General features: G+C 66.0%; 24 protein-coding genes. 5 read left to right on the top strand and 19 right to left on the bottom strand.

Annotated features, from left to right (window positions below; all coding sequences use genetic code 11):
- The 4 genes from AQZ49_RS00820 to AQZ49_RS00805 are packed head-to-tail and all read right to left on the bottom strand — an operon-like array spanning position 1 to position 5,156.
- Positions 1-1,137: an NAD(P)/FAD-dependent oxidoreductase gene (locus AQZ49_RS00820; RefSeq protein ID WP_067611439.1), complete on the bottom strand. Its 1,137-nt coding sequence runs from the start codon at positions 1,135-1,137 to the stop codon at positions 1-3.
- The gene (locus AQZ49_RS00815) at positions 1,134-2,681 is read right to left on the bottom strand and encodes an FAD-dependent oxidoreductase (RefSeq protein ID WP_067611437.1); all 1,548 of its coding nucleotides are present in this window, start codon (positions 2,679-2,681) and stop codon (positions 1,134-1,136) included. Before AQZ49_RS00815 ends, AQZ49_RS00820 begins: the two co-directional genes overlap by 4 nt.
- Positions 2,678-3,937 carry a cystathionine gamma-synthase family protein gene (locus AQZ49_RS00810; protein WP_067611436.1) on the bottom strand — a complete coding sequence of 420 codons (1,260 nt, stop codon included), beginning with the start codon at positions 3,935-3,937 and terminating at the stop codon, positions 2,678-2,680. Before AQZ49_RS00810 ends, AQZ49_RS00815 begins: the two co-directional genes overlap by 4 nt.
- Positions 3,927-5,156 (bottom strand): aromatic ring-hydroxylating oxygenase subunit alpha, encoded by a 1,230-nt coding sequence (locus AQZ49_RS00805; protein ID WP_082701238.1) that lies wholly within the window; start codon positions 5,154-5,156, stop codon positions 3,927-3,929. The genes AQZ49_RS00810 and AQZ49_RS00805 overlap by 11 nt, the downstream gene beginning before the upstream one ends.
- 199 nt (positions 5,157-5,355) lie before the next feature.
- On the opposite strand from AQZ49_RS00805, the gene AQZ49_RS00800 reads away from it, so the two are divergent.
- The gene (locus AQZ49_RS00800) at positions 5,356-6,369 is read left to right on the top strand and encodes a LysR family transcriptional regulator (RefSeq protein WP_231738551.1); all 1,014 of its coding nucleotides are present in this window, start codon (positions 5,356-5,358) and stop codon (positions 6,367-6,369) included.
- Between the two features lie 4 nt (positions 6,370-6,373).
- On the opposite strand, the gene AQZ49_RS22030 is transcribed toward AQZ49_RS00800, so the two are convergent.
- The 5 genes from AQZ49_RS22030 to AQZ49_RS00775 all read right to left on the bottom strand — a co-directional run bounded on the left by AQZ49_RS22030 (position 6,374) and on the right by AQZ49_RS00775 (position 12,151).
- The gene (locus tag AQZ49_RS22030; RefSeq protein ID WP_156428056.1) at positions 6,374-7,084 is read right to left on the bottom strand and encodes a hypothetical protein; all 711 of its coding nucleotides are present in this window, start codon (positions 7,082-7,084) and stop codon (positions 6,374-6,376) included.
- 105 nt (positions 7,085-7,189) lie between these two features.
- A complete protein-coding gene (locus tag AQZ49_RS00790) occupies positions 7,190-7,696 on the bottom strand; it encodes a tetratricopeptide repeat protein (protein ID WP_231738550.1) in 507 nt (168 codons plus the stop codon).
- 77 nt (positions 7,697-7,773) lie between these two features.
- A complete protein-coding gene (locus AQZ49_RS00785) occupies positions 7,774-8,955 on the bottom strand; it encodes an RsmB/NOP family class I SAM-dependent RNA methyltransferase (protein ID WP_067611428.1) in 1,182 nt (393 codons plus the stop codon).
- A gap of 9 nt (positions 8,956-8,964) precedes the next feature.
- The gene (gene guaB, locus AQZ49_RS00780; protein WP_067612498.1) at positions 8,965-10,422 is read right to left on the bottom strand and encodes an IMP dehydrogenase; all 1,458 of its coding nucleotides are present in this window, start codon (positions 10,420-10,422) and stop codon (positions 8,965-8,967) included.
- A 136-nt stretch (positions 10,423-10,558) separates the two neighbouring features.
- Entirely contained in the window at positions 10,559-12,151 is a 1,593-nt protein-coding gene (locus AQZ49_RS00775; protein ID WP_231738548.1) for a M28 family metallopeptidase, read from the bottom strand.
- Between the two features lie 267 nt (positions 12,152-12,418).
- Between AQZ49_RS00775 and AQZ49_RS00770 the strand changes: the two genes are divergently transcribed.
- Positions 12,419-13,522: a hypothetical protein gene (locus tag AQZ49_RS00770; RefSeq protein WP_067611426.1), complete on the top strand. Its 1,104-nt coding sequence runs from the start codon at positions 12,419-12,421 to the stop codon at positions 13,520-13,522.
- Between the two features lie 43 nt (positions 13,523-13,565).
- On the opposite strand, the gene AQZ49_RS00765 is transcribed toward AQZ49_RS00770, so the two are convergent.
- Complete coding sequence (locus AQZ49_RS00765; protein WP_197410867.1) at positions 13,566-14,273, bottom strand: response regulator transcription factor; 708 nt, start codon at positions 14,271-14,273, stop codon at positions 13,566-13,568.
- Positions 14,274-14,527: 254 nt separating this feature from the next.
- Here AQZ49_RS00765 and AQZ49_RS00760 point away from each other — a divergent pair, with 254 nt between their 5' ends.
- Complete coding sequence (locus AQZ49_RS00760) at positions 14,528-15,061, top strand: hypothetical protein (RefSeq protein ID WP_231738547.1); 534 nt, start codon at positions 14,528-14,530, stop codon at positions 15,059-15,061.
- Positions 15,062-15,177: 116 nt separating this feature from the next.
- Here AQZ49_RS00760 and AQZ49_RS00755 read toward each other — a convergent pair whose 3' ends face one another.
- From AQZ49_RS00755 to sdhC, 4 genes are all read right to left on the bottom strand, one after another.
- Positions 15,178-15,483, bottom strand: a complete 306-nt coding sequence (locus AQZ49_RS00755) for an alkylphosphonate utilization protein (RefSeq protein ID WP_067612490.1) — start codon at positions 15,481-15,483, stop codon at positions 15,178-15,180.
- A 139-nt stretch (positions 15,484-15,622) separates the two neighbouring features.
- A complete protein-coding gene (gene sdhA, locus AQZ49_RS00750; RefSeq protein ID WP_067611419.1) occupies positions 15,623-17,428 on the bottom strand; it encodes a succinate dehydrogenase flavoprotein subunit in 1,806 nt (601 codons plus the stop codon).
- Positions 17,429-17,431: 3 nt separating this feature from the next.
- Positions 17,432-17,815, bottom strand: coding sequence for a succinate dehydrogenase, hydrophobic membrane anchor protein (sdhD, locus tag AQZ49_RS00745; protein ID WP_067611416.1), 384 nt, complete (start codon positions 17,813-17,815; stop codon positions 17,432-17,434).
- A gap of 21 nt (positions 17,816-17,836) precedes the next feature.
- Positions 17,837-18,265, bottom strand: coding sequence for a succinate dehydrogenase, cytochrome b556 subunit (gene sdhC, locus AQZ49_RS00740; RefSeq protein WP_067611413.1), 429 nt, complete (start codon positions 18,263-18,265; stop codon positions 17,837-17,839).
- Positions 18,266-18,440: 175 nt separating this feature from the next.
- Here sdhC and AQZ49_RS00735 point away from each other — a divergent pair, with 175 nt between their 5' ends.
- Entirely contained in the window at positions 18,441-19,160 is a 720-nt protein-coding gene (locus tag AQZ49_RS00735) for an SDR family NAD(P)-dependent oxidoreductase (protein ID WP_067611411.1), read from the top strand.
- Complete coding sequence (locus tag AQZ49_RS00730) at positions 19,150-20,145, top strand: 50S ribosomal protein L11 methyltransferase (RefSeq protein ID WP_197410866.1); 996 nt, start codon at positions 19,150-19,152, stop codon at positions 20,143-20,145. Before AQZ49_RS00735 ends, AQZ49_RS00730 begins: the two co-directional genes overlap by 11 nt.
- Before the next feature lie 37 nt (positions 20,146-20,182).
- Here the strand turns inward: AQZ49_RS00730 and AQZ49_RS00725 are convergent, their stop codons facing one another.
- From AQZ49_RS00725 to recN, 5 genes are read right to left on the bottom strand one after another with little or no spacing between them, the layout of a single operon-like run.
- Positions 20,183-20,674: a CinA family protein gene (locus AQZ49_RS00725; RefSeq protein WP_197410865.1), complete on the bottom strand. Its 492-nt coding sequence runs from the start codon at positions 20,672-20,674 to the stop codon at positions 20,183-20,185.
- A complete protein-coding gene (locus AQZ49_RS00720; protein WP_067611407.1) occupies positions 20,671-21,300 on the bottom strand; it encodes a LysE family translocator in 630 nt (209 codons plus the stop codon). Before AQZ49_RS00720 ends, AQZ49_RS00725 begins: the two co-directional genes overlap by 4 nt.
- A gap of 7 nt (positions 21,301-21,307) precedes the next feature.
- A complete protein-coding gene (gene ligA, locus AQZ49_RS00715; protein ID WP_067611405.1) occupies positions 21,308-23,356 on the bottom strand; it encodes an NAD-dependent DNA ligase LigA in 2,049 nt (682 codons plus the stop codon).
- Entirely contained in the window at positions 23,353-24,042 is a 690-nt protein-coding gene (locus AQZ49_RS00710) for a GNAT family N-acetyltransferase (protein ID WP_231738545.1), read from the bottom strand. The genes ligA and AQZ49_RS00710 overlap by 4 nt, the downstream gene beginning before the upstream one ends.
- 3 nt (positions 24,043-24,045) lie before the next feature.
- Complete coding sequence (gene recN / locus AQZ49_RS00705; RefSeq protein WP_067611403.1) at positions 24,046-25,710, bottom strand: DNA repair protein RecN; 1,665 nt, start codon at positions 25,708-25,710, stop codon at positions 24,046-24,048.
- Positions 25,711-25,898 lie beyond the last annotated feature (188 nt).

Genomic DNA, 25,898 nt, shown 5'->3' with positions numbered 1-25,898 from the left:
TTACGCCGCCGCCAGCGGCAGCCAGCCCGCCGTTTCGCGCCAATCGGGGGCAAGACCGGCAAACCGCGCCAGCGACAGCTTGGCAATATCGGTAAAGCTGCAGGTGCCATCGACCACCAGATCGCGCACCGCGTGCCCCGTGGCCGGGGACAGGCCGAACCCGACGCCCGACATCGTGGCGATCACCAGATTGTCCAGCCGATCGAGAATGGGCCGCCCGTCGGGGGTGCTTTCGACAATCCCGGCCCACGACCGGATGACATTGAGATGGGCCGCGCGCGGGAACATTTCTGCCACCCGCCGCGCCAGACTGCGCGACAATGGCGTGGTCGGCCGTGCGCGCGGGCCTTCGGGTTGCGTATCGATCCATTCGTGCGGGCCGCCGCCAAAGGCCAGATTGCCGCGCATCGTCTGGCGACCATAAAGCCCGTTGCCATCGACCCCGCCCAGCCGCATCAACGGCGCAGGCTCGGTCACGATCATTTCGGCACGTCCCGCCATCAGCGGCACTTCGATACCCAGCGGCGCCAGCAGCCCGGCAATCTGCGGCCCGGCCGCGACCACCAGCGCGCCGCAGGTAAACCGCCCGCGCGGCGTGGTGACCGCGCTGACCTGCCCGCCGACCGTTTCGATGCCGATCACCGGGCAATGCTGGATCACCCGTCCGCCCAGATCCTGCAACGCCCAGGCATAGGCCTGCACCGTGCGTTGCGGATTGGCGTGGCCGCCAAAACGCAAGTGAATTCCGCCCAGGCAATTGTCGCCCGCGATCGGCACCATCGCGCGTGCGGTGTCGCCGTCGATCTTGTCGGCGGGCCAGCCCATCGCGGTGCACATGTCGGCGATATAGTTGTAATGGTCGAATTCGCGCTGGTTGACCGAGATGATCACGCGTTCGCGCTGATGCTCGGTGGGATAGCCCAGCAAGTCATCCATCATCGGCCACAGCCGCTGTTCTTCGGCGAACAGCGGGCTCTGGTAATGGCTGGCACCGCCGCCGTTGCGGCTTGACGCTTCAGCCCCGACCACGCCTTTGTCGAGCACCAGCACGCTGCGCCCGTCGCGCGCCAGCCACCATGCCGAAGACAGCCCGGTGACCCCCGCACCGATCACGATGACGTCGTAATGTTCGCTCACAGGTGCATGTTCCCGCCCAGTTCCGCCATGTGCCGCGCCTCTTCAGGCGTGCCGATATCGCGATAGGGGATCCATTGCGTATCGATCCCGAACCACACGTCCCAGCCTTCGTCCATCGCCGCCGCGTGGTCGCGATCGGCCATCACCGCCAGGGGTAGCGGCCGCACCGGCACGCGCCAGTTGCCGCGCGGTGCCGACTTGGGCGGCAGATTGGCGGCCATTGCCAGCAGCAGGGAAACCTGTTCGCGGCAACGGCGCCCCTGGCACACCCCCATGCCCGCCCGCGTCAGGCGCTTGACCTGCTCGGCATCGGGCGGACCGTCTTCGAGCAAAGTGCCCAGCGAACGTGCGCACAACCGTTCGGGCCGCGGCAGATAGCCCGGCGGCTGCACGCCGATCAGATCGGCCCGGCTTACCTCTTCGCACTGGCAAACCATCGTGGTGTCGGGGCTGGTTGCCACCAGCGCGCGCAACCAGTCGGCGCGATAGGCCATGCGGTCGAACGGCTGATCGAGCGGGGCAACCTCGCCCACCTGCCCCAGCGCCTGCGCCATCACCGCGCGCGCCTGCGCCTCGGCCAGTGCGCGCGATCCGATCAGGCCGGTGGCTGCGCCGACCAGCCATACGCCGGGCAGCACTTCGCCCGCGCCGACCGGCGTCACCGCGCCGCCACGCTGCGGGTCGGTGATCACCGCGCTTCCCCCGACTTCGGCCAGTTCGATCGCCGGAACCGCATCGATCGCCAGGATCACGGTGTCGCAGGCGATCGTGCTTTCGGCGCCATCGGGCGAGGCCACGACCACGCGTTCGACCCCATCGATGCCGCCTTCGGCGCGCAACAGGCGATGCCCGGTCAACACCGCGATGTCGGGGTGATGCGCCGCATCGCCCTGCACGGTGGCCCGCACTTCGATCACGGCGGCCACGGCAATGCCGCGCGATCGCGCCAGCGCAGCGGTTTCCAGCGCCAGATCGCCCGATCCCAGGATCACCACGCGCGTGCCGGCAAAGGCATCATAGCGCGCCACCAGCGTGTGAAACGCCAGCGCGCCCATCACCCCGGGCTGATCCCATCCGGCAAAGTGCAGGGCACAGTCGCGCGCACCGGTGGCCAGCACCAGCGTGCGATACCCGGCCGTCCACGAACGTTGCCCGTCGGCCAGGCCCAGCATCGCCTCGGGCAAAGCTGCCGATCCGTCACGGTTGCGCCACAGGCCCCATGCCGTCACGCCCAGCCGCACATCGATCCCGGCCTCGAACGCTTCGGCAATCAGCGGTTCGGTTTCGACCAGCGTTTCGATCAGGCGTTCGGGCGCCTGCAACGCAGCGGTGGCACGTCCGCCAAACCACAGCGGCACATCGCTGCCCGCCAGCGCCGCGGCCACCGGATGTTCGTCGATCAACAGCACTTGCCGCCCGGCCCTGGCCGCTTCGAGTGCGGCGGTCAGCCCGGCGGGGCCGGCGCCGACGACGATCACATCATGCGCTTCGTCGGGCGCGGCAATCTTGCCGTCAATCGCGTGGGAATCGTGCTTGCGCGTCATACTTGCTCCAGCGCCCGGGCGAAGTCGGCGATCAGGTCGTCGGGATGTTCGATCCCCACCGACAGCCGGATCGTGCCTTCGGTAATCCCGCCGGCGGCGCGCGCTTCGGCGGGAACGTTGTAATGCGTGGTGGTCGCCGAATGACAGGCGAGCGTTTCCGACCCGCCCAGACTGACCGCCAGCTTGACCAGCCGCAGTGCATCGAGCAGGCGAAACGCTTCGGCCTCGCCACCGTGGAGGTGGAACGAGAACGTCGATCCGGCGCCGTGACACTGGCGATCGAACACCGCGCGCTGCACACTGCCCTCGGGCAGAAAGCCCAGGAATGTCACGCCTGCGACTTTGGGATGATCGCGCAGGAATGTCGCCACCAGCACCGCATTGGCCATCGCGCATTCGGACCGCACCGCCACGCTTTCCAGACTGCGCAGCACCAGCCAGCAGGTGAACGGATCGCAATGGCTACCCAGCGTCGTGCGCAATTGCAGCAACGGCTCGATCACTTCGGCGCGCCCGCTTACCCCACCAGCCAGCAGATCGCTGTGCCCGCCGCAATATTTGGTGAGCGAGGTCATCGACAGATCGACCCCCAGCGCAATCGGGCGCTGCGCAAACGGCGCCAGAAAGGTGTTGTCGCACACCACCAGCGGGCGGCGCCCGGTGCGCGCGCCAATCTCGTCGGCGATCGCCACCACCAGCGCGATATCGGTGATCGCTGCAGTGGGATTGGCCGGGGTCTCGATCACGATCAGCGCGAGCGGGCCCTGTGCCAGCGCCAGATCGGCCTGCGCGCGGATATGATCGCCATCGCACCCGTCGAGGATATGCACCGGATGCACGCCAAATTGCGGCATGAACTGGTTGTACAGCCCGTCGGTGCCGCCATAAATCGGCCGGCTGTGCAGCACGCTGTCGCCGGGGCGCACATATTGCAGCGCGATCGCGCTTTGCGCCGCCATGCCCGAGGCAAACACCGCCGCGCGTTCAGCCCCGTCGATCGCCGCCAGCCGGGTTTCGAGCATCGCCAGATTGGGATGCGACAGGCGCGAATAGATATAGGCCGGTTGCCCCGCCATCGGCCCGCTGCCGCGAAAATAGGCCTCGTGAATGTCGCGCGCCTGGGCCGCGCTTTCATAGACAAAGGTAGAGGTCAGATAGACCGGCGGCTTGGCCGCGCCGCTGGCGCTGGCCGGGTCATAGCCGCTGGTGATCGCCAGAGTTTCGGGCCTGAATTGCACCCCGGCGTCATGCGGCATCCACAAGACCCTTCGCAAGCTGTTCATCAAGGTATTCTTCGGCGCGCGCGCAATACCAGTCGACAAACCGCAGCACCAGCACTTCGGCCTCTTCGGAATAGGGCCCCGGCGTATAGCCCGGACTGTCGACCCCGGCCTGGTTGTTTTCGGCCAGATCACGGTCCTGCAGATTGGTGGTGTGCCAAGGTTCGGCAATCGTCGTGCTGTCGTAATCGACCCCGTCGACCGCATCCTTGTGCACCAGCCACTTGGCGGTCACCAGCGTTTCGCGCGGCCCGGTCGGCATCGCACTGAAACAGAACACCAGTTCGCCGGTCGCGTGGGCAAACTGGTGCGGTTCGAGCGCCCAGCGCAGCGATCCGATGTCGCCGTCACCCGTCTTGCACATCAGCTTTTTCGACGCGGGCGTGCCATCGACGGTCATCGAGATCATGCCGGGGTTGAGCGGAAAGCGCGTCGCCTGCCACCAGTCTTCGCCCACCGGGCCGCTGGGCAGGCCGATTTCGGCCATGCGTGCCTCGAACTTGGCGGCATGATCGGCGCCGCCAAAGTCGAAATAGGCCTTCATGTCGGCGGGAAAGGTCTTGGCCAGTTCGGGGTGCGAACCCTGGCAATGATAGCATTCGCGCCCGTTTTCGAGCACCAGCTTCCAGTTGGCCTTTTCAACCAGCGTTTCCTGGTGCGCGATCTTGGCATTTTCCAGATCGTGCGGGCCAAGCACTTTTTCCATCTCGGCACGAAACTGTCCGAACGCCGGGGGGTTGTCGGCCAGGCAGATATAGATCACGCCCGCCACCACTTCGCAGTGCACCGGGCGCAAGCCGTGGTCACTGGTGTCGAAATCATCGGGCATGCGCGCCGCGCTCATCAGGCTGCCGTCGAGATTGTACGTCCAGCGGTGATAGGGGCACACGATGCGGGGGGACCGGCCCAGCCCTTCCTTGCACAGGACAGCGCCGCGATGGCGGCACGAATTGTGGAACGCGCGGATCTGGCCATCCCGGCCGCGCACGATCAGCACTGGCCACGGCCCGATCAGAATCGAGCTGTAGCTGCCGGGGGTGGGCAATTCGCAGGTAAACCCGGCCAGCAGCCAGCTACGCCCATAGGCAGCGTGAAGATCGAATTCGAACATCGCCGGATCATTGTACAGCGCCTGCGGCAGGCTGTGGCCGGGCCGGCGGCTGGCAAACGCCGCTTTGATCTGGGCAAGATCCACCTGAGGTATCCCCTTTGGGTTGTGGCAAGACGATTGATCGAAAACGCTGGTGCCGGACAGTTGCCCGCCCGGATTGCTTGCGCAGCAGATGACACGCGCCTGCCCCCCGCAGCGAATCCCAATATGTCATGGCTCCATTCGATTTTTCGTGAGGGGAAATATCGCGAACCTGGAGGATAGTCGCTATTCACAAAGGCAATTGACCTGGATCAATGACAGGCGCACCGCACGCATTGGCCGCACGGGAGGCGATACAATCGCAAGCAATCATCAGATCAACCGCCGCTGGCTGCCGCTGAACGCGTTGCGCGCGTTTGAGGCGGTCGGGCGCCATTTGAGCTTTACCGCCGGGGCGCAGGCGCTGACCGTGTCGCAATCGGCGATGAGCCGCCACGTGTCCAGCCTGGAAGACCTGATCGGCAAGCCGCTGTTCGAACGCTCGGCCAGCGGGCTGCGGCTGACACCGGCGGGCGAAGTGCTGTTGCCGGTGGTGGCCAAATGCCTCGACCGGCTGGAAGAAACCATCAACACGGTGCGCAACCGCGATAGCGAAAGCCGCCCGCTGCGGCTGCATATCCCGCCTTCGCTGCTCTATCAGACAGCGCTGCCGTTGCTCCACGGGTTCCGCCAGGAACATCCCGAAGTGCGCATCGATGTCACCACCTCGAACGTGACGGGCACGCCGCAAGGCAATGTCGACATGGCAATCGTGTTCGACCGGCCCAATGTCGATGACCGCGTGACCGACCTGTTGTGGATGGTGCGGGTCGCGCCGCTGTGTTCGCCCGCGACCTGGGCGGTGCATCAGGGCAAGACCCTCGAAGCGTTTCTGGCCGATGCCGAACTGTTGCACGTCAAACTCGACAACGAACCGCGCGGGCTGTTGTGGAGCACCTATGCCGACCAGCAGCGGCTTGCCATCGATACCGGCGGCGGGCTGGCGTTCGACACCGCGTTTTCGGCGGTGCGCTATGCGATGGCGGCAACCGGCGTCGTGCTGGCCGATATCGACATGTTTGCCGACGAGATCGCCGCGGGCAATCTGGTCATGCCGTTTTCGTGCGTTGGCGCCGATGGCTATGCCTATTATCTGAAGACCCACGCCGAAGACCTGTCGGACCCGACGATCTTTCTGTTGCGCGACTGGATCATCCGCCATTTTGCCAAAGGCAACAGCGGCACGGACGCGCTGCGGATCGCGCCGGGCGGGTGAAACCCTAGACCAGCAACGACATGAGGTTCTGCTGGCTTTGGGTATAGGCCCCGGCCAGCGCACTCATGATGGCCTGTTGCTGGGTGCTGGTGGTGCCGGTGGACGTCGACGATGTGGACGACGTGTCCGCCTTCGCGCTTGCGGCACTGCTGCTCGCGGTTTCGTTGGGACTGGCCAGTTCGTTCAGCAAACTGCTGAACCCGCCCGAACTGCTGGCGGCCGAGGTCTGCCCGGTGGTCGTGCCGAGCAGACTGGCCGCATCGGCAGACGAAGCACTGCCGGCGGTCTGCCCGGTCACATCGCTGAGCAGGCTGGAGGCGCTGGTGCTGCTGCTGGCGGCGGATGTCTGCCCGTCGATCGCGGCGATCAGGCCGCCTGCGGTGGCCGCGCTGCCGCTGTCCAGCGCCGCAGACAACAGGCCGGCGGCGCTGCTTGCCGACGTGCTTGTCCCGGTGCTGTCGGTGCTGTTGGCCAGGCTGAGCAGCGTCGACAATGTGCTGGCCGTGCCTGTCGCCGACGACGATCCGGTTCCCAGCAACGTGCCCAGCGACGAACTGGTGGAATTGTCCTCGACCAGATTGATTACCGCGCTCGCCAACGGGGCCACGCCCGACGATGTGCCGGTGCTGCCGGCGGAGGTAGACCCCGCGCTTTGCGACTGATAGTAATCGGTCAGTGCCGAAATTGCGCCGGTTGCGCCTGAAATCGTGCTCATTGCCAAATGTCCAAGAGGCCTGACTGGGCAATTGGACCATGGCACACGCGGGCTTGGCACCCCGTCAACGCGGGCTACGCACCAATACCTATCAGTTGGGCCCCATCAATTGGACTGGGCAACCGGCTGCGGCTTGACCGCCTCGGCCGACACCACTTTGGCGGTGGGGCCCTTGGCAATCGCCTCGGTCAGGACGCGGGTTTCCGCGCAGCCCTTGCCGCACAGCCCTTCCAGCCGGACCAGATTGGCGCGCGCCTTGTCGAGCGCGCCCTTTTCGGCCATCGCGCTGCCTTCGCCCGCAATCGCGGTCACATCGTTGGGATCGCGTTCGAGCGCGACGCGGTAATAGTGGATCGCTTTGCCCTGCAGCCCGGCCTTGCGCGCGGCGTCGCCCAGCGCAACCAGCGTCCCGGCATAGCCCGGATCGACCGTCAGCGCGGATTCAAACGCATCGGTTGCCGCCTCGACATCCCCATGCGCCAGTTCGGCCCGCCCGCTGTCCAGCAATTCGGCAGCGCGCGGATCGACCGGATCGAGCATCCGCGCCTGCCCCATGCTGCCGGTCACTGCCAATGCGAGCGAAAGGGCAAAGGCAGCGGGGAAATAGCGCATCAGCAACTCCTGTACCGGGGAACCCGCCAACGAACCCTTATTCCTGGCTTGCCCGGCTTGCATAAGACCATCGATTATCATGACCAAACCAGGTTTGCGAAGAAAAACCCGTCGGTCCCGTCATGCCCCGGGGTGAAACGCCAGCCCCGACCCCGCGCACGGCCGATCGGCGAAGCCACGGGCGCCGCATGCCAGTCGCGCTTGCGCGCCAGAAAGGCCTCGACCCCGGCGGCCCCTTCGGCATCGAGCAGCGAACAGGTGATGAAAGTGATCCGCCCGCCGGGCCGCACCAGCGAGGCGGCCAAATCGAGCACATGGGCCTGCGTGGCGGCATAGCGCGCCACCGCCGCCGGGCTCAGACGCCAGCGCGCCTCGGGATTGCGTCGCCAGGTTCCGGTGCCCGAACAGGGCGCATCGACCAGCACCGCATCGACCATACCGACCAGATCGCGCAAGGCATCGCGCTCGCGCCCGCCATCGAGCAGGCGGCATTCGACATGTGCACCTGCCCGCTGCGCACGGTCGGGCAGGCGTGACAGGCGCGCACGATCGATATCGCACGCGATCAGCCGCCCGGTTCCCGCCATCGCGGCCGCCAGCGCCAGCGTCTTGCCGCCGCCACCCGCGCACAGATCGACCACCACTTCTCCCGGTTGCGCGGCCAGCGCCGCGCAGGCCAACTGGCTGCCCGCATCCTGCACTTCGAACAGCCCATCGGCAAAGGCGGGCCAGGTTTCGACCGCCGTGCCTGCGGGCAGCCGCAGGCTGTCGGGCGCGGGGCCCGGTTCGGCGGGCACCGGCAGACGCGCAGCCAGATCATCGCGCGTGATGCGCAGGCGATTGGCGCGGATATCGAGCGGCGCGCGCTGCAACAGCGCCGCCTGTTCGTCGGCATCAAGCCCGCTGGCGCCCAATGCATCGCTCAGCCAGCGCGGGGCGACACCGCCCTCGGCAGGGCTGTCATCGGGCGCAACCGGTGCCGGGCCATAGCGCGATCCGTCGAACCGCGCGGCCAGCGCCGGATCGCCCTGCGCCAGGCGCAGCATCGCGGCCCGGCCCGAAACGGGGATATCGCCGCACACACGGATCGCGTCCCAAACCAGATCGCGGACCGCGCGACGGTCTTTCGATCCGACGAAGCGGCGCGCGCGAAACCAGTCGGCGGCAATGCGATCGGCCGAGGCGCCCTGCCCCCGCGCCGCCGCGATCACCGCATCGAGCACGTCGATCGCCGCCTGGACACGCGCCGCCGGGTTCACGCGCGTGGATCAGCGCGTGGGATAGTTGGGCGCCTCGCGCGTGATCGTCACGTCGTGGACGTGGCTTTCGCGCAAGCCCGCATTGGTGATCCGCACGAATTGCGCGCGTTCTTTCAGATCGGCGATCGTCGCGCTGCCGGTATAGCCCATCGCCGCCTTGATCCCGCCGACCAACTGATGGATGACATCCTTGGCCGGGCCCTTGAACGGCACCTGCCCCTCGATGCCTTCGGGAACCAGCTTCATCTGGTCCTTGATATCCTGCTGGAAATAGCGGTCGGCCGATCCGCGCGCCATCGCCCCCACCGAGCCCATGCCGCGATAGGATTTATAGGCACGGCCCTGATAGAGGAAGGTTTCGCCCGGCGCTTCCTCGGTGCCCGCCAACAGCGATCCGATCATGATCGTGCTCGCGCCCGCCGCCAGCGCCTTGGCCGCATCGCCCGATGTGCGCAGGCCGCCATCGGCAATCACCGGAACGCCCGATTTTTCGGCTTCTTCGGCGCATTCCATCACGGCGGTCAATTGCGGCACACCGACGCCTGCGACAATGCGCGTGGTGCAGATCGATCCCGGCCCGATCCCCACTTTCACGCCATCGGCCCCGGCATCGATCAGCGCGCGGGTGGCTTCGGCAGTGGCAACATTGCCCGCGATCACCTGCACGTCGTTCGACAGCTTTTTCGCCAGTTCGACCGCGCGCGCGACATCGGCATTGTGGCCATGCGCGGTGTCGATCACGATCACGTCGCATTCGGCCTCGATCAGCGCGCGGGTGCGTTCCAGCCCCTTTTCGCCCACCGTGGTTGCCGCCGCCACGCGCAGGCGCCCGGCGGCATCCTTGGTCGCGTTGGGGTAATTGACCGCCTTTTCGATATCCTTGACCGTGATCAGCCCGATGCAGCGGTATTGCTCGTCAACCACCAGCAGCTTTTCGATCCGGCGCTGGTGCAGCAGGCGGCGCGCCTCGTCGCCATTGGTGCCCAGCCGCACGGTCGCCAGATTCTCCTGGGTCATCAGTTCGCGCACCGGCTGCAGCGGGTTGTCGGCAAAGCGCACATCGCGGTTGGTCAGGATGCCGACCAGCCGGCCCGAACTTTCCACCACCGGAATGCCGCTGATGCGGTGATGGCGCATCAGGCTCTGCGCCTCGCCCAGCGTGGCATCGGGGGCGATCGTGATCGGATTGACCACCATGCCGCTTTCAAACCGCTTTACCGCGCGCACGGCGGCGGATTGTTCCTCGACCGTCAGATTGCGGTGCAGCACGCCGATTCCGCCAAGCTGAGCCATGACAATCGCCATGTCGGCCTCGGTCACGGTGTCCATCGCCGAAGATAGCACCGGAATATTGAGCGGGATCGACCGGGTCAGCCGGGTGCGGGTATCGGCCTGGCTGGGCAGCAGGTCGGACGCCCCCGGGCGCAACAGCACATCGTCATAGGTAAGGCCAAGGGGGATATCGATCACGGCTGCCACTTTCTGTCCGGGGGGAATCGTGGCGGCCCATGTAATCAAGCCGGGCGCATTACGCTACCCGTCATTTTGCTTTCGGTTCACGCGTCCCATCGTTGGGCCGGGAGGAATATCGACACGGCCGATATCAGCGCACCGGGCCATCCTGACGCGGCACGGGCGGACCGGCAAAGCGGTGCACATCGGCAAAATAGCGCGCCAGTTCCACCTGCAAGGCGACATCTTCGACCATACCGCCATATTCCACGTGCGATGCCACATCGGTCGGGCGGTGATACCGCTCGTCCATGAATTTTTCCAGCCGCGCCGGGTCCGAATAGGCGCTCGACACCATCACGGCGGGGACATCGTGCTGAATGAACGCCCAGCCGTCCTGGCGGCGGACAAAGGCATTGGCGGCGGTGCCCGCGACCTGGCGCCGGTGCATCGCCCTGAGCACGACCGCGATACTGTCGTCGAGATCGGTCATCCCCGCGCCGATCACACTGACCGGCAGCCCAGGCCCGACCAGCCCGGTCGAATCGACATTGAGCACCGCCATGATCGAATCGAGCGGCAAAGGCGGGTTTTCGGCAAACGCCTGCGCGCCCAGCAGGCCCAGTTCCTCGCCCGTGGTGGCCAGGAAATAGATATCGCGATCGAGCGGGCGACCGCTCGACAGCGCGCGCGCGGCCTCGGTGATCACGGCCAGGCCGCTGGCATTGTCGACCGCGCCGTTGCAGATCAGGTGTTCGGCAGGCGGATCGGCACAACGCCCGAAATGGTCCCAATGCGCCACCAGCAGCACCGCGCCCAGATCGTGCCGCCGACCCGGCAGCTTGCCGATCAGGTTGTGGGTGTGGATGCGCGTTTCAGTGGTCGTCGCCTCCAGCGTCCCGGTCAGGCCGATCGGACGCGGAGCAAAGCCCGCCGCGTCGCTCGCCTGACGCAACGATGCCAGTTTGCCCACTCCGGCTGCTTCGAACAAGGTTTCGGCGACAGCGGGAGAGACATAGGCCTGCAGATCACCACCCAGTTTCTGCCCGACCAGCGCATAACCGGGCCGCCGCCGCCGCGCCGCAACATCGTCGAGCGTGCGGGTACCGTCGAGCACGGTGATCACCGCCGCCGCCCCGGCATCGAGCAGGCGCCCGGCCCGATCGTCGCCCGGCAGGCCCTGGACGCCGGTCTGGCTGTCGAAAATCACCGCGATCCGCCCGGCCAGTTCGATGCGCGCGGCCTCGGGCACGGTATCGCGCCCGACTAGCACCAGCGGCGCATCCTCGATCAGGCTGCGCAACCCCGAGGTGATTACGAACACGCCATCGGCCTCGATCGCGACATGATGCCGCCCATGCTGAAACGCCGCGCGGCTGCCCTGCGGCGTGCGTTCGACCACTTCGACCGGTGCGAACCAGGCATTGCCGGGATCGTTGGTGCCGCTGACCATGCCGATGTCGAACCATTGCCGCGCAAGATAGCGCAAGGTCATGGTTTCACCGTCAGTGCCCGGTTCACGCCCGGCAAATTCGTCGCTGGCCAGCGTTTCGATATGATGGCGCAGGGCCGTCTCGATCGCATTGTCGCGCGGCGCGGACACTGCCGCCGGTGCGGGCCGTGCGGCCTGCACCGGGCCCGGCCCGCCCCCCGCCAGGATCAGCGTGGCGACCAGCGCAAATGCCGGGCGCACCCACGACCCGATGGCCGCGCGCGCTTGTGCCCCCATTTGCCCAAAAACCATTGCCCGGTCCCGTCGCCCGACCGCAACCGTTTTGCGTCGTGTATCCTGCCTGACAAATGGCACGGACTGACGCAAGCTTCCTTTTGGCTTCAGCCGCCGATCAGGACCAAACGGTTGCTGCCGGGTTAACGCCGCACATCGCAATTTGCCAACGGTTACGCGGTTTCTAACGCCCGCCAACGGAATGAACCGGCTGGCCCTTTACCACAACCCTTAACCACGCGTGGGCCAACCAGCGAACGTGGAGAAACTTGCTGGAGTTGAGCGATGACACGCAATGTAAGGCGGCACCTGCGCGGGCGTACGCTGGCCGCGCTGATGGTGTGGGGTGCGTTGGCACCCGGCCTCGCCAATGCCCGGCCGAACGACGATCCCGGCGCGCAGAGCATCGCCCGGATCGACAGTCGCCCGGGGCTGATGGCGGCAAGCTGGACCGTGCAGGACAATGGGCAACTGGCCGCCGTGGGTGCGGGCAATGGCGAACCCGGCGTTTTTGCCGGCATGCAGTGCGATCCGTTCGATCCGGCATCGCATCGCCTGATCTTTGGCGCCGCGCACACGCCGCGCAATGCCGAGCTTGTCGCGCTGTTCCGCAACCCCGGTGCCAAACTGATGATCAGCACCCATGCGCCGACGCTGTCGGCGCAATTCGACATCTATCCCGAAGATCGCGGCCACAGCACGTTTCACGGCCAGGCCGAGTTTGCCGCCGCCTATCTGAGCGAAAAACAGTTCGACGTGCTCAATACCGCGCAAAGCTTTGTCATCCGCGCCGGAACGCACAGTTACAGCTTTACCGGAGCGGGATCGACGCGCGCGATCGGTGCCATGACGTGCCGTGCGGTGCCACATCACGTGGCCACCCGCCTGATCGAAAGCCGCCGCGATGACGCCGCCGCGCAGGAACTGAAACCCTGGCGACTGGCATTCCATGCGGGTCTTTCGGCCTATGTCAAAGGCCGCGCCGAAGCCTATACCAGCACCACCAATCACCCCGCCAATGCCGCCGCCAGCTTTCGCATCGGCGTTTCGTGCGCCGACCGTCAACTCTATGCGCATCTCGACGTGGGGATAAACCCTGCCGCGACCGACGATGCGACGCTGACCCGTACCAATGCCTTTATCCGCGACTTTGAACGCCACGGCAAACTGGTCGAAATCTATCGCGCGGGGCAGCGTCTGGCGGCATTCATGGTCGACAGCGACGATGCACCGGGCCGGGGCCATGTGCTGTCGGCCCACGATCTGGCCAGCCTGATGGAAGCCGATGCGCTGGCGGTAGTCGGCGACAACAAGGTGATCGAATTTTCAACCGCCAACGCCGCCGCCAGCCTGAACGGTCTGGCCAAATTCTGCGGCAAGACCGGTTAATCACACCATTGCGGACCCCGCCTGTGCAGCGGGGTCCGCCAGGTCATGCCGCCAGATTGGCGGCGCACCAGATCTTCACCGCCTGTGCGGGCGACCGCGCGCCAAGCTTGCCCATCAATTTCATGCGGTGGATTTCCACGGTGCGCGGGCTAAGCCCCAGCACGCGGGCCATGCCCTTGTTGCTTTCGCCCTCGACCAGCAATTCCAGCACCTGACGTTCGCGCGGCGAAAGATGCGCGATCATCTTGCCGCACGTGGCGACTTTGGCGAGGAACGACCGCTTCTGTTCGCCTTCGTGATAGGCTGCGGCGATCGCATCGGCCAGCGTCGCGTCGTTGACATCGAGCGGCAGGTAATTGACGGCGCGCGCGCGCATCGCGGCGACCACCCCGGCAATCGTCGGTTTGTCGCAAAAGGCGATGATCGGCAGCCCGGTACCGACCGCATCGAGTTCGCTGATCATGCCGATCAAACCGCCCGAATGATTGGCGTCGTCGATCAGCACGATCCCGTCGCTCGGTGCAAATTCGGCGAATTCGCGTGTGCCGGTATAGATTTCGGCATGGAACCCCAGACCGAACAGGCGGCGGGCGATATTGGCCCGCAGGCCGACATCCTGCTCGATCAGATGGACCACGATGACATTCGCGCTGGTGCGCAGACAATCGAACGCGGTCGCGCCCGACAAGACCCCGGTATCGCCCCCGCTGTCAGCATGATCGGTGCCTTCGCGCCGTCCGAAGCGCAGCATGTCCGCGCCATTTGCCAACCCCCAATTCATAACCCGTTCCTTTCGACAACTGTCTGTGGAAGCTGGATTGTTACGCATCGTGGTTAATTACCGAGGGATTCGACCTAGCGCCGGAAACTGAGGAATATTACTGAGCGTATAATCCCTTAGCCTCGGTTGCACGGGCCAGCCAGGCGGGTTTCGCGTGTTTTGAGTCAGACACTTACAGCACGTTTTCTATCGGACGATTGGCGCCAGCCATGGTATGTTGCGCCATGCCGTTGCAAATCCACCCTTTCGCCCAGGCCCTTGTCGGCACGATCCTCGTCTTAGCCGGACCAGGCCAGCTATCGGCCCAGACTGCGGCAGCGCCACAGACCGTAACGGCGGGCGATATTGCGGCCAAGCCGGCCGACGATCTCAACTTGCGCAAGGACAAGGACAAAGTGGCCCCGGTGCTCGAGGCGGCGCAGGCCCATCCTTACACTATTCCGGGCAAGGGCCTGTGCAGCAGCCTGAACCTGGCGGTGGCCGATCTGAATGCCGTGCTGGGGCCGGACATCGATGAACGCACATTGCCCAGTGCCGAGCAAAAGCGCGACCGTGCCGTTGGCGGCACCGCGCGATCGGTCGTTGGCAGCCTGATCCCGTTCGATGGCGTCATTCGCGAGATCAGCGGCGCCAACGCCGCCGAGGCACACCGCGCGCTCTATCTTTATGCCGGCAGTGTCCGCCGCGCCTATCTCAAAGGCTATGCCAAAGCGCGCGGCTGCCGCATCCGGCCCTATGTCGCGCCCGCCAAAAACTGAGCGAGCGAATTGATTAGAGCATCGTGCAAAAAAGTGGGTACCGGTTTTTTGCAATAAACGATGCGAAAACAAAGACTCCTAAAGCATGATGCGTCTCAGATTAAACGCATTGTGCTTTAGGTCCGCTTTTTCACAAATTCGGCACGCAGCACCAGACCCTTGATCCCGTCGAAACGGCAGTCGATTTCCTGCGAGTCACCGGTCAGTCGGATCGATTTGATCAGCGTGCCGCGCTTGAGCGTCTGTCCGGCGCCCTTGACCTCAAGATCCTTGATCAGCGTGACCTGGTCGCCATCGGTCAGCAGGTTGCCCACCGCATCGCGCACGTCCACACGATCGGCCGCCGCGTTGCGCGCGGCCAAATCGGATGCTGCCATCCATTCGCCGGTTTCTTCGTCATAGACATAATCGTCGTCGGCCATGAACCACTCCAACCCCGCGCCAACAACCGGGCGCCCCCATCCAATGGCCAACCGCATCGGCGCTTTACGCGCCCGCGACAAGCAAAAAGGGCCGGGGTGTCACCACCCCGGCCCCGGAATGCATCACCTGAACCGCCGATCAGTACACGCGCGCCTTTGGCTTGATGTACGTCGCGTCGTCGGTCAGCGTATATTCGTGCACCGGGCGATAATCGATGCGGATCTCGCCGCCCTGCCCGCCCCAGCCGTTGAACCAGGTTGCGGTGTGCTTCATCCAGTTGGCGTCGTCGCGGGTGGGGAAATCCTCGTGCGCGTGGGCGCCGCGGCTTTCCTTGCGGTTGAACGCGCTGTGCATGGTCACAGCGGCCTGGCTGATCAGGTTGTCGAGTTCCAGCGTTTCGATCAGGTCCGAGTTCCAGATCAGCGAACGATCGGACACGCCGATATCCTGCATCCGCTCATACGTCGCGGCAAGTTTGACTTTGCCTTCGGCCATCAGCTCGTCGGTGCGGAACACGGCGGCGTGCTGGCTCATCGTACGCTGCATTTCGGTGCGGATCTGCGCGGTGGGCGAACCGCCCTTGGCGTTGCGGAAATGGTCGAGCCGGGTCAGCGCGAGATCGGCGCTGTCCTGGGGCAGCGCTGCGTGGTTGGAACCGGGCTTGATCAGTTCCTTCAGGCGCAGGCCGGTGGCGCGGCCAAACACCACCAGATCGATCAGCGAGTTGGAGCCCAGACGGTTGGCGCCGTGCACCGACACGCAGGCCGCCTCACCCACGGCGAACAGACCCGGCACAATCGTTTCCGGGTTGCCGTCGGCACCAATGGTGACGACTTCGCCGTGATAATTGGTCGGGATGCCGCCCATGTTGTAATGCACCGTCGGCACCACCGGCAAAGGCTGGCGCGTCAGATCGACCCCGGCAAAGATCTTGCCGCTTTCGGTGATGCCCGGCAGACGCTCGGCCAGCACTTTGGGATCGATATGGTCGAGGTGCAGATAAATGTGGTCCTTGTGCGGACCCACGCCGCGCCCTTCGCGGATTTCCAGCGCCATCGATCGCGACACGACATCGCGGCTGGCCAGATCCTTGGCCGAAGGGGCATAGCGTTCCATGAACCGCTCGCCTTCGGAATTGGTCAGATAGCCGCCTTCGCCGCGCGCGCCTTCGGTAATCAGCACGCCCGCGCCATAGATGCCGGTGGGATGGAACTGCACGAATTCCATGTCCTGCAGCGGCAGCCCGGCGCGCAGCACCATGCCGCCGCCGTCGCCGGTGCAGGTATGCGCCGATGTCGCGGTGAAATAGCTGCGGCCATAGCCGCCGGTGGCCAGCACCACCGAATGCGAACGGAAGCGATGGATCGAACCATCATCCATGCACAGCGCGACCACGCCCCGGCACACGCCGTTTTCCATGATCAGGTCGATGGCGAAATATTCGATGAAGAAGTCCGCGTCGTATTTCAGCGATTGCTGATAGAGCGCGTGCAACATGGCATGGCCGGTACGGTCGGCGGCGGCACACGTGCGCTGCACCGGCGGGCCTTCGCCCATGTTCTGCATATGGCCGCCAAACGGGCGTTGATAGATCGTGCCGTCGGCGTTGCGGCTGAACGGAACGCCGGCGTGTTCCAACTCGTAGACCGCCGCAGGTGCTTCGCGCACCATATATTCGATCGCGTCCTGGTCGCCCAGCCAGTCCGACCCCTTGACGGTGTCGTACATGTGCCATTGCCAGTGATCGGGGGTGTTGTTGCACAGCGATGCGGCAATCCCGCCCTGTGCGGCGACAGTGTGCGACCGGGTCGGGAACACTTTGGTGATGCAGGCGGTGCGCAATCCGGCCTGGGCCGCGCCCATCGTCGCGCGCAGGCCCGAACCGCCGGCCCCCACCACCACCACGTCATACGTATGGTCAATGATCTTGTATGCGGCAGTCATGGCTCAAGCGCCTCCCAGGGCAATGCGGATGACCGAAATCACACCGAACGCGGCACCCGCGAAGGGCACGAAATTGACGAAGACCCAGGCAAGCAGCTTGCCCGGCGCTTCGTGCACATAGTCTTCCAGCATCACCTGCACGCCGAGGCGTGCGTGATAGAACGTGTTGATGAAAGTCAGGATCAGCGCGGTGGCGGCGACCGGCTGGGCCGCCCAGCCATGGACCGACGCAAAGTCATAGCTCGGCAAAAGCAGCAGGCTGATCAGCAGATACGGCAGCAGGATCAGATTGCCGACCGCCGTCAGACGCGACGCAAGCCAGTGATGCGTACCCTGATGACTGGAACCCAGCCCCCGGACACGGCCGATGGAAGTACCATTACCCATAAAAACCTCTTGTCCGCAGGATCAGTGTGACGTCAGCACGAAGGCCCAGAACAGGGCCGTGGCGAGCACGGAGAACACCAGCGTCAGCACCGACCAGCGCGCGTTGGCATGCAATTCATATCCGGCCCCGATATCCAGCACGAAATGGCGCAGGCCGGTGGCCAGATGCTGAAAGAAGGCCCAGGTCAGGCCGATCAGCACCAGCTTGCCCAAGATCGCGGTCCACGACGACAGCCACGGACCGGTGCCAGTCCAGACATATTGGGTGAACGTCAGATAGCTCTGTTCGCCGCCCGCGATGGCACCGACCCACCACAGCAGCAGGCCCAGCCCGGCAAAGGCCAGCCCGTTGCCGGTAACCCGGTGCAGGATCGAGACCAGCATGGCGGGGCCCCAGCGCCAGATCTGAAGATGCGGCGAAATGGGCCGGTTGCTGCGTGCCTGCGCCATGAAAACTCCTCAAAAGCCGAACGGTTGTCGCGGCCAAACCCATTCAGCCGGGACATCAAGCGCGATTCGTATTAGTCGAAATGCCGCATCGCGCAACCTGTGCTGCAGTGTAACATGCATAGGTATGACAGGCTGCACGGTTGCGGGTGGTCAGCGGCGGGACTAAGGCGCCGGGATGAACGAGACAATCCCCATTGTGCTGGTGACCGGATCGACACGCGGGATCGGTGCGGCGATCGCCACGGCCTTGCGCCAACGCGGTGCCATGGTGATCGGCCATGGACGCACGGCCGGGCCCGACACGATCGGCGCCGATCTGGGCGACCCCGGCGCGGCGCACGCCTTGTGGGACGCCGCACTGGCCCAGGCGGGCGGGCGGATCGACGTGCTGATCAACAACGCCGGGCTGTTTGCCGACAATCCGATCACTGCGTCCGACTTTGCCTGGCTTGACGCATGGGAAGAAAGCTTGCGCATCAACCTGACAGCAGCGGCGCAATTGTCGCGGCTGGCGGTGCGCCACTGGCAGGCGGGCGCACGCGGCGGGCGGATCGTCCATATCGCCAGCCGCGCGGCGCATCGTGGCGACAGCCCCGACCATTGGCACTATGCCGCAGCCAAGGGCGGCATGGTTGCGCTGCACAAGACACTGGCGCGCAGCTATGCCCATCAGGGCATTTTGAGCTATGCCGTCTCGCCCGGCTTTGTCGCCACCGACATGGCGGCAGACTATCTGGCCGCCAACGATCCCGCCGCGCTGGCCGCGCAGATCCCGCTGGGCCGCGTGGCCAGTCCCGAAGAAATTGCGCGTATCGCCGCGTTCTGCGCGCTCGACGCCCCGGCCAGCATGACCGGCGCGGTGATCGACGCCAATGGAGCAAGCCATGTCCGATAATGCAGACCCAGTCGAATCCGGGTCGGAAGAGGCCTGGAAGGTAACCTTCCTGGCCCCGCGCGAAACCATCCAGGCCGCGCTGCTGGCGCATGAAGACGCCTACGACTGGGACCCGGAGATCATTCTGGCCGGCAGCGAAATTGCCCCCGATCGCCCCGACGACTGGCAATTGGAGGCATGGCTGTCGCACAAGCCCGCGCGGCGCGATCTGGCGGCAATGCGCGCGCTGTTTGGCGATCAGGCGCCCAAACCGGTGATCGAGCATCTACCGCCGACCGACTGGGTGACGCTCAGCCAGTCGGGCATCGAGCCGATCCGCGAAGGGCCGTTCCATGTCCACACCCCCGACCATGCGCCGCTGGGCCAGCCGGGCATTCGCGATTTCGAAATTCCCGCCAGCCAGGCGTTCGGCACCGGCCAGCATGCCACCACGGCAGGGTGCCTGGCCATGCTGGCAACGATGAAGCGATGCGGCGTGGTGGTGCGCAATCTGGCCGATATCGGCACCGGCACCGGGCTGCTGACGTTTGCCGCACTGCATCTGTGGCCGCGCGCGCGCGCGATCGCCAGCGATATCGATGCGGTGTGCGGCCCGGTGGTCGCGCGCAATGCCGATGCCAATGGCGTGCGGCTGGGCGATGGCCCGGGCCGCATGGCGATGGTCATCGCCGCCGGCATGGACCACCCGCTGCTGTCGGCGAGTGCGCCCTATGACTTGCTGATCGCCAATATCCTGGCCGGGCCACTGGTCGAACTGGCCCCGGCCTTTGCCACCGCCGTCGCGCCGGGTGGCAGCGTGCTGCTGTCGGGCCTGCTGACCACGCAAGAACCCGCCGTGCGCGCCGCCTATGCGCGGGCCGGTCTACGACTGGCCGCGCGGATGACGCGCGGCGACTGGTCCGTGCTGTGGCTGCGCCGCCGCCGGTTCGGCGTCGTGCACGCAACCCGCGTCGGCACCCTGCCCGACTGGTCCAAACGCTGGTAAAGCGCAAATCCTCCCCGGCACGGGGAGGATTTGCACATCAGGCCAGGGTGTCTGCCAGCAACAGTAGCGCCGCGCGCGCAAAGGCCTGCATGTTGGCCAGCCGGTCTTCGCTGCCGGTTTCGACGGTGATCGCGGCGGTAAAACCGTCCGGCCCGGCCAGGCCAATCGCGCTGGTGCCCGATGCCACGCCCAGCGGATGCTTGCCCGGCCCGGCGGCGCCGGTTTCGGCCAAACCCCAGTCGGCGCCGTAGCGCGCGCGGATCAGGTCAGCCTGGGCCAGGGCATAGGCTTGTGTGGCCGACGTCAGCCCACGCAAGCTGCCCGGTTCGTGCCCTAGCACGATCCGGCGTCCTTTCAGTGTATAGATGATCCCGCCGCCCCGATAGAACGCCGAAGCACCGGGCATGGCCAGCAATCCCGCCGAAATCAGTCCGCCGGTGGCACCATCGACCACCGCCACGCTCTGCCCCCGCGCGATCAGCGACGCCCCGGCGCGCGCGCCGATCTGCGCCAGATCGATCAGGCTCACGCCCGCGTTCCGGCGATCGCCAGCCCGAACACCACAAACACGCCGCCGGTCACCCGGTTGAACAGCCGCCGCCGCGCCGGGCTGCGCAACCACCCCGCCAGCCCGCGCCCACCCAGCGCATACGTGAAATACCACGAGAATTCGATCACGCCGAACGTGGCGATCATCACCGCGAACTGGCCGATCTGCGGCCGCGTGGGATCGAGAAACAGCGGCAGGAACGCGGCGGCAAACACCAGCGCCTTGGGATTGCTGATGCTGACCGAAAAGGCATTGCGAAACAGCCGCCAGCGCGAAGGCCCCGGCCCGGCCACCACCGCATCGCCATCATCGTGGTCCGCCACCGGAGCAATCCACGCCTTGTACCCCAGCCAGATCAGATAGGCCGCGCCCGCCAGTTTCAGCACCGCAAAGGCTGCCGGGATCGCCACCAACAGCGCGGTCAGCCCCGCCGCCGAAGCCGCCAAGAGGCAGACCACGGCCGAAAAACAGCCCAGCATCGCCCAGATCGTCGGCGCCAGGCCATGTTCGATGCTGCGCGTCATGACGTGGAGCATGTTGGGGCCGGGCGATGCCGAAATGAAGAAGACGGTGGCCGCAAACAGCCACCAGGTATGCCATGCCATGATCGTCCTATCCTGCGTTGCGCACGATGTCGGCCCATTGTGCCTCATCGATCACGGGAATGCCAAGTGTTGCGGCCTGTTTCAGCTTTGACCCCGCGCCGGGCCCTGCCACCACCAGATCGGTCCTGGCCGAAACCGACCCGGCCGACCGCGCGCCCAGCGCTTCGGCCTGCGCCTTGGCTTCGTCGCGGCTCATCGTTTCCAGCTTGCCGGTGAACACCACGGTCTTGCCGGCGACTTCGCTGGCGCGGGTTTCCACCACATAGGGCGGCGGGCTGACTTCGTTCAGCAAATCGTCCCATACCGCGCAATTGTGCGCTTCGTGAAAAAACTCGCCCAGCGCCTCGACCACCACCGGGCCAACCCCGTCGATCGCCAGCAGTTCGGCCCGCGCCGCTTCGTCGCCGTCATGCGCGCGGGTCGCCAGATCGCGCACGGTCGGCAACGTGGCAAACCGCTTCATCAGGTCGCGTGCAGTCACTTGCCCGACGTGGCGGATGCCCAGCGCAAACAGCAGCCGCGCGGCATCGGGCGACCGGCGCGCCTCGATCGCGGTCAGCAGGTTTTCGACCGATTTTTCCTTCCACCCCTCGCGGCCCAGAATATCGGCCCGCCGCGCCTTCAGGCGAAAGATGTCGGCCGGGCTTTCCAGCCAGCCCAGCGCAAAGAATTCGGCGATGGTCTTTTCGCCCAGTCCTTCGATATCGAGCGCGGCCCGGCTGACGAAATGGCGCAAGCGTTCGGTACGCTGCGCCGGGCAGATCAGGCCGCCGGTGCACCGCACGTCGACCTCGCCCTCTTCGGCCACCGCTTCCGATCCGCATTCGGGGCAATGGTCGGGAAATGCGAAAGGCGCGCCGGGTGCTTCGCGGGTCAGGTTCTCGACCACCTGGGGAATCACATCGCCCGCGCGTTGCAACACCACCCGGTCGCCCACCCGCACGCCCAGCCGCGCGATCTCGTCGCGGTTGTGCAGCGTCACGTTGGTCACCGTCACCCCGCCCACCAGCACCGGCGCCAGGCGCCCGACCGGGGTCAGCTTGCCGGTGCGACCGACCTGGATATCGATCGCCTCGACCACGGTTTCGGCGCGCTCTGCGGGAAACTTGTGCGCCATGCCCCAGCGCGGCGCCTTGGCGACGAAGCCCAGCCGATCCTGCCAGTCGAGCCGATCGACTTTGTAGACCACACCGTCGATATCATAGCCAAGGCTCGGTCGCCGTGCCTGGATATCGCGGTAATGCGCGATCATCGCCTCGGTCGTGGCACAGCACACCAGTAGCGGCGACACCGGCACACCCCAGCCGGCAATCGCCTGCATCACCGCAAACTGCGTGTCGGCGGGCAAGCCGCTGTGCGCGCCCCAGCCATGCGCCAGAAAGCGCAACGGGCGGCTGGCGGTCACGCTGGCATCCTTTTGCCGCAGCGACCCGGCGGCGGCATTGCGCGGATTGGCAAACAGCTTGTCACCGGCCGCCTCTTGCGCCGCGTTGAGCGCGGCAAAGTCGGCGCGGCTCATATAGACCTCGCCGCGAATCTCGAACACGTCGGGCACCTCGCCCGCCAGTATTTGCGGGATATCGGCGATATAGGCGACGTTGGCGGTGACATCTTCGCCCACCTGGCCATCGCCGCGCGTGGCGGCGCGCACCAGCCGGCCCTGCTCGTACCGCAGCGAGCATGACAGGCCATCGATCTTGTCTTCGGCGGTCATCACCAGCTCTGCCTCAGGCGGCAAAGCCAGAAACCGCCGCACGCGCGCGACGAATTCGGCCACTTCCTCGTCGGTAAAGGCGTTGTCGAGGCTCATCATACGCACATCGTGGCGCACTTTGGACAAGGGCGTTGCCGAAATGTCGTGGCCGACCTTGCGGCTGGGGCTGTCGGCCCGGATCAGATGCGGGAACGCCGCCTCGATCTCGGCATTGCGCCGCACTAGCGCGTCGTATTCGGCATCGCTGAGTTCGGGCGCGTCGAGCGTGTGGTAAAGGTGATCGTGATGCGCGATCTGTTTGGCCAGACGCATCAGTTCGTTGGCAGCTTCCGCCTCTGTCATCGGGCCTTTCCCAGAATGGTAACCACGCGCTGTCCGCGCATTTCGAAACCCAGCGACCGGTATAGCGCAATCGCCCCGGCGTTGTCGGCATAGGAATGCAGGAACGAGGCCTGCCCGCGCGCGCGATGCCCGGCCATGACATGGCGGATCAACCGCCCGGCCAGCCCCTGCCCGCGCCACGCCGGATCGGTGCACACCCCACTGACTTCGACCACACCCGCCGCCGGCCGCATCCGTTCACCCGCCATCGCGATCAGGCGCCCCCCGCGTCGCACACCGTAAAACGGGCCATAGCGCCAGGTCGACGGCCCCCATGGACCGGGCCGTGTAGCCAGCGCCAGCTCGGTCATGGCGGGCACATCGGCCTGCCCCAGTGCGACGAATTCATCATCGGCCCCGGCATCGACAGGCCCGGTTGCCAGCATTTGCGCCAGATGCGCCACCTTGCTCACCACTGTGCCCGGCGGCGCAGTGATGGCGTGGCCTTCGACCAGCCAAAGTTCATCGTCGGCATTGGCCAGCAATCCGGCCAGCGCGGCCTCTTGCCCCGGCGCGGCGGCGGCAAACGGGCCATAGCCGGGATCGATCCGCCACGCCGACGGACCACCCAGCGCCAGCGCCGCCTGCGGCCCGGTCAGCGCCGCCCAGACCGGGCGGTCCAGCGCATCATCCCATTGATCACGCACCGGTCAGGCCTGTTCGAGCAAGCGGTCGGCCTGCGCACGCGCTTCGGGGGTGATTTCCGCGCCCGACAACATGCGCGCAATCTCTTCCTGGCGTCCCGCCGTGTCGAGCAGCATGACCGAGGTGCGCGTCACCGTGCCTTCGCTCGATTTGGCGATCAGGTAATGCATCGCGCCGCGCGCCGCGACTTGCGGACTGTGCGTTACCGCCAGCAATTGCCCGCCGTGCGCCAGCCGTGCCAGCCGCTCGCCGATCGCGCTGGCCACCGCGCCGCCAACCCCGCGATCGATCTCGTCGAAAATCACCGTTGCGGCGCCGCCCTGTTCAGCCAGTGCCACCTTGAGCGCCAGGATAAACCGCGACAGTTCGCCGCCCGAGGCGATCTTGCCCAGCGGCGCAAACGGCGCGCCGGGGTTGGTCGCGATCAGGAATTCGACCGCATCGACCCCCTGCGGGCCCCAGCGATCTTCGGGCAGGCGCACCACCGCGGTGCGAAACCGCGCGGAATCAAGTTTCAGCGGGGCCAGTTCGGCCGCCACGGCAACGTCGAGCCGCCGCGCCGCTTCGGCCCGGACCACCGACAGCGCCTCGGCCTTGGCCTGAAAATCGAGCCCGGCTTCCTGCTCGATGCGTTCGAGCGCGGCCAGTTGCGCATCGCCGCTTTCGATCGCTTCAAGCTGCGCGCGCATCTCGGCCAGCTTGTGCGGCAAATCGTCGGCGGTGCAACCATGCTTGCGCGCGGCCGCGCGCAGTTCGAACAATCGCGTCTCGATCCGGTCAAGCAAGTTCGGATCATGCGCCAGCGCATCGATCGCGGCGGCAATACGGTCTTCGGCCTCTCCCGCCTCGATCACCGCGCGGTCGAGCGAGGCCAGCGCTTCGCCCAGCAGCGGGTGTTCGGCGGCAATCCGGTCGAGCCGCCGCGCCGCGCTGCGCAGCACCGCCAGCGCCGAATCCGACCCTTCCCAAAGGTTCTGCAGCGCGGCCAGATCGCCCGACAGGCGCTCGCCCTTTTGCATCGCCGCGCGCTGTTCGGCCAGTTCAGCCTCTTCACCCACCAGCGGGGCCAGCGCGGCCAGTTCGGCCAGCCAGCCGCTCAGCAGGTCTTCATCGTTGCGCGCGGCGGCAACCCGCGCGCGCGCCTCGGCCAGATCGCGCCCGGCACGGCTCCAGCGTTGCCACGCCTCGGTCACCGCGCCGACATCGGCATGGGCATAGCGATCGAGCAGGGCGCGATGGCCGCGTGCGTTGACCAGACCGCGATCGTCATGCTGCCCGTGCAATTCGACCAGCGAACGCGACAGATCGCGCAACAGCGCAACCCCGACCGGCTGATCGTTGATAAACGCGCGGCTGCCGCCATCGGCACGCAGGCGGCGCTTGATGATCAAGGGCTCGCCCGGTTCGACATCGATTTCAGCCCCGGACAACAGTGCGCGAATGGTCTCGGGCAGCGAATCGAATTCGAATGTCGCGGTCACGCTGGCCTGATCGGTGCCCGCACGCACCAGCCCGGTATCGGCACGATCGCCCAGCACCAGCCCCAGCGAATCAAGCAGGATCGACTTGCCCGCCCCGGTTTCACCGGTCAGCACGCCCAGCCCGGCGTGAAACGCCAGATCAAGCGCCTCGATCAGCACAACATTACGGATAGCTAGCGCGGTGAGCATCGTCGGGTTCCATATCGCGGGCAGGCCCCGGCGTCACCAACTCTTGGGGGCCACAGCGGGCCCGTCCGCGTATTTCAACCATGTGACACAGTGCCATGTGAACGAAACGTGATTGTGACAATGATTCGATGCAACCCCGACAAACCACACAAAGGGACGCCGATGGCACAGCGCGCGCTTCAGAAGGG

It is taken from the genome of Novosphingobium sp. FSW06-99, assembly GCF_001519065.1.
GTDB lineage: Bacteria > Pseudomonadota > Alphaproteobacteria > Sphingomonadales > Sphingomonadaceae > Novosphingobium.
The sequence above is the reverse complement of the archived record's forward strand: the minus strand, read 5'-3'. Positions and strand labels throughout refer to the sequence as shown.

Excerpts from the sequence above, each read along its gene's own strand:
- AQZ49_RS00815 (WP_067611437.1), bottom strand. The coding sequence starts at position 2,681 with ATGACGCGCAAGCACGATTCCCACGCGATTGACGGCAAGATTGCCGCG.
- AQZ49_RS00810 (WP_067611436.1), bottom strand. The coding sequence starts at position 3,937 with ATGCCGCATGACGCCGGGGTGCAATTCAGGCCCGAAACTCTGGCGATC.
- AQZ49_RS22030 (WP_156428056.1), bottom strand. The coding sequence starts at position 7,084 with ATGAGCACGATTTCAGGCGCAACCGGCGCAATTTCGGCACTGACCGAT.
- AQZ49_RS00790 (WP_231738550.1), bottom strand. The coding sequence starts at position 7,696 with ATGCGCTATTTCCCCGCTGCCTTTGCCCTTTCGCTCGCATTGGCAGTG.
- AQZ49_RS00775 (WP_231738548.1), bottom strand. The coding sequence starts at position 12,151 with ATGGTTTTTGGGCAAATGGGGGCACAAGCGCGCGCGGCCATCGGGTCG.
- AQZ49_RS00770 (WP_067611426.1), top strand. The coding sequence starts at position 12,419 with ATGACACGCAATGTAAGGCGGCACCTGCGCGGGCGTACGCTGGCCGCG.
- AQZ49_RS00765 (WP_197410867.1), bottom strand. The coding sequence starts at position 14,273 with ATGCTGCGCTTCGGACGGCGCGAAGGCACCGATCATGCTGACAGCGGG.
- AQZ49_RS00760 (WP_231738547.1), top strand. The coding sequence starts at position 14,528 with ATGCCGTTGCAAATCCACCCTTTCGCCCAGGCCCTTGTCGGCACGATC.
- AQZ49_RS00755 (WP_067612490.1), bottom strand. The coding sequence starts at position 15,483 with ATGGCCGACGACGATTATGTCTATGACGAAGAAACCGGCGAATGGATG.
- sdhA (WP_067611419.1), bottom strand. The coding sequence starts at position 17,428 with ATGACTGCCGCATACAAGATCATTGACCATACGTATGACGTGGTGGTG.
- sdhD (WP_067611416.1), bottom strand. The coding sequence starts at position 17,815 with ATGGGTAATGGTACTTCCATCGGCCGTGTCCGGGGGCTGGGTTCCAGT.
- sdhC (WP_067611413.1), bottom strand. The coding sequence starts at position 18,265 with ATGGCGCAGGCACGCAGCAACCGGCCCATTTCGCCGCATCTTCAGATC.
- AQZ49_RS00735 (WP_067611411.1), top strand. The coding sequence starts at position 18,441 with ATGAACGAGACAATCCCCATTGTGCTGGTGACCGGATCGACACGCGGG.
- AQZ49_RS00730 (WP_197410866.1), top strand. The coding sequence starts at position 19,150 with ATGTCCGATAATGCAGACCCAGTCGAATCCGGGTCGGAAGAGGCCTGG.
- AQZ49_RS00720 (WP_067611407.1), bottom strand. The coding sequence starts at position 21,300 with ATGGCATGGCATACCTGGTGGCTGTTTGCGGCCACCGTCTTCTTCATT.
- ligA (WP_067611405.1), bottom strand. The coding sequence starts at position 23,356 with ATGACAGAGGCGGAAGCTGCCAACGAACTGATGCGTCTGGCCAAACAG.
- recN (WP_067611403.1), bottom strand. The coding sequence starts at position 25,710 with ATGCTCACCGCGCTAGCTATCCGTAATGTTGTGCTGATCGAGGCGCTT.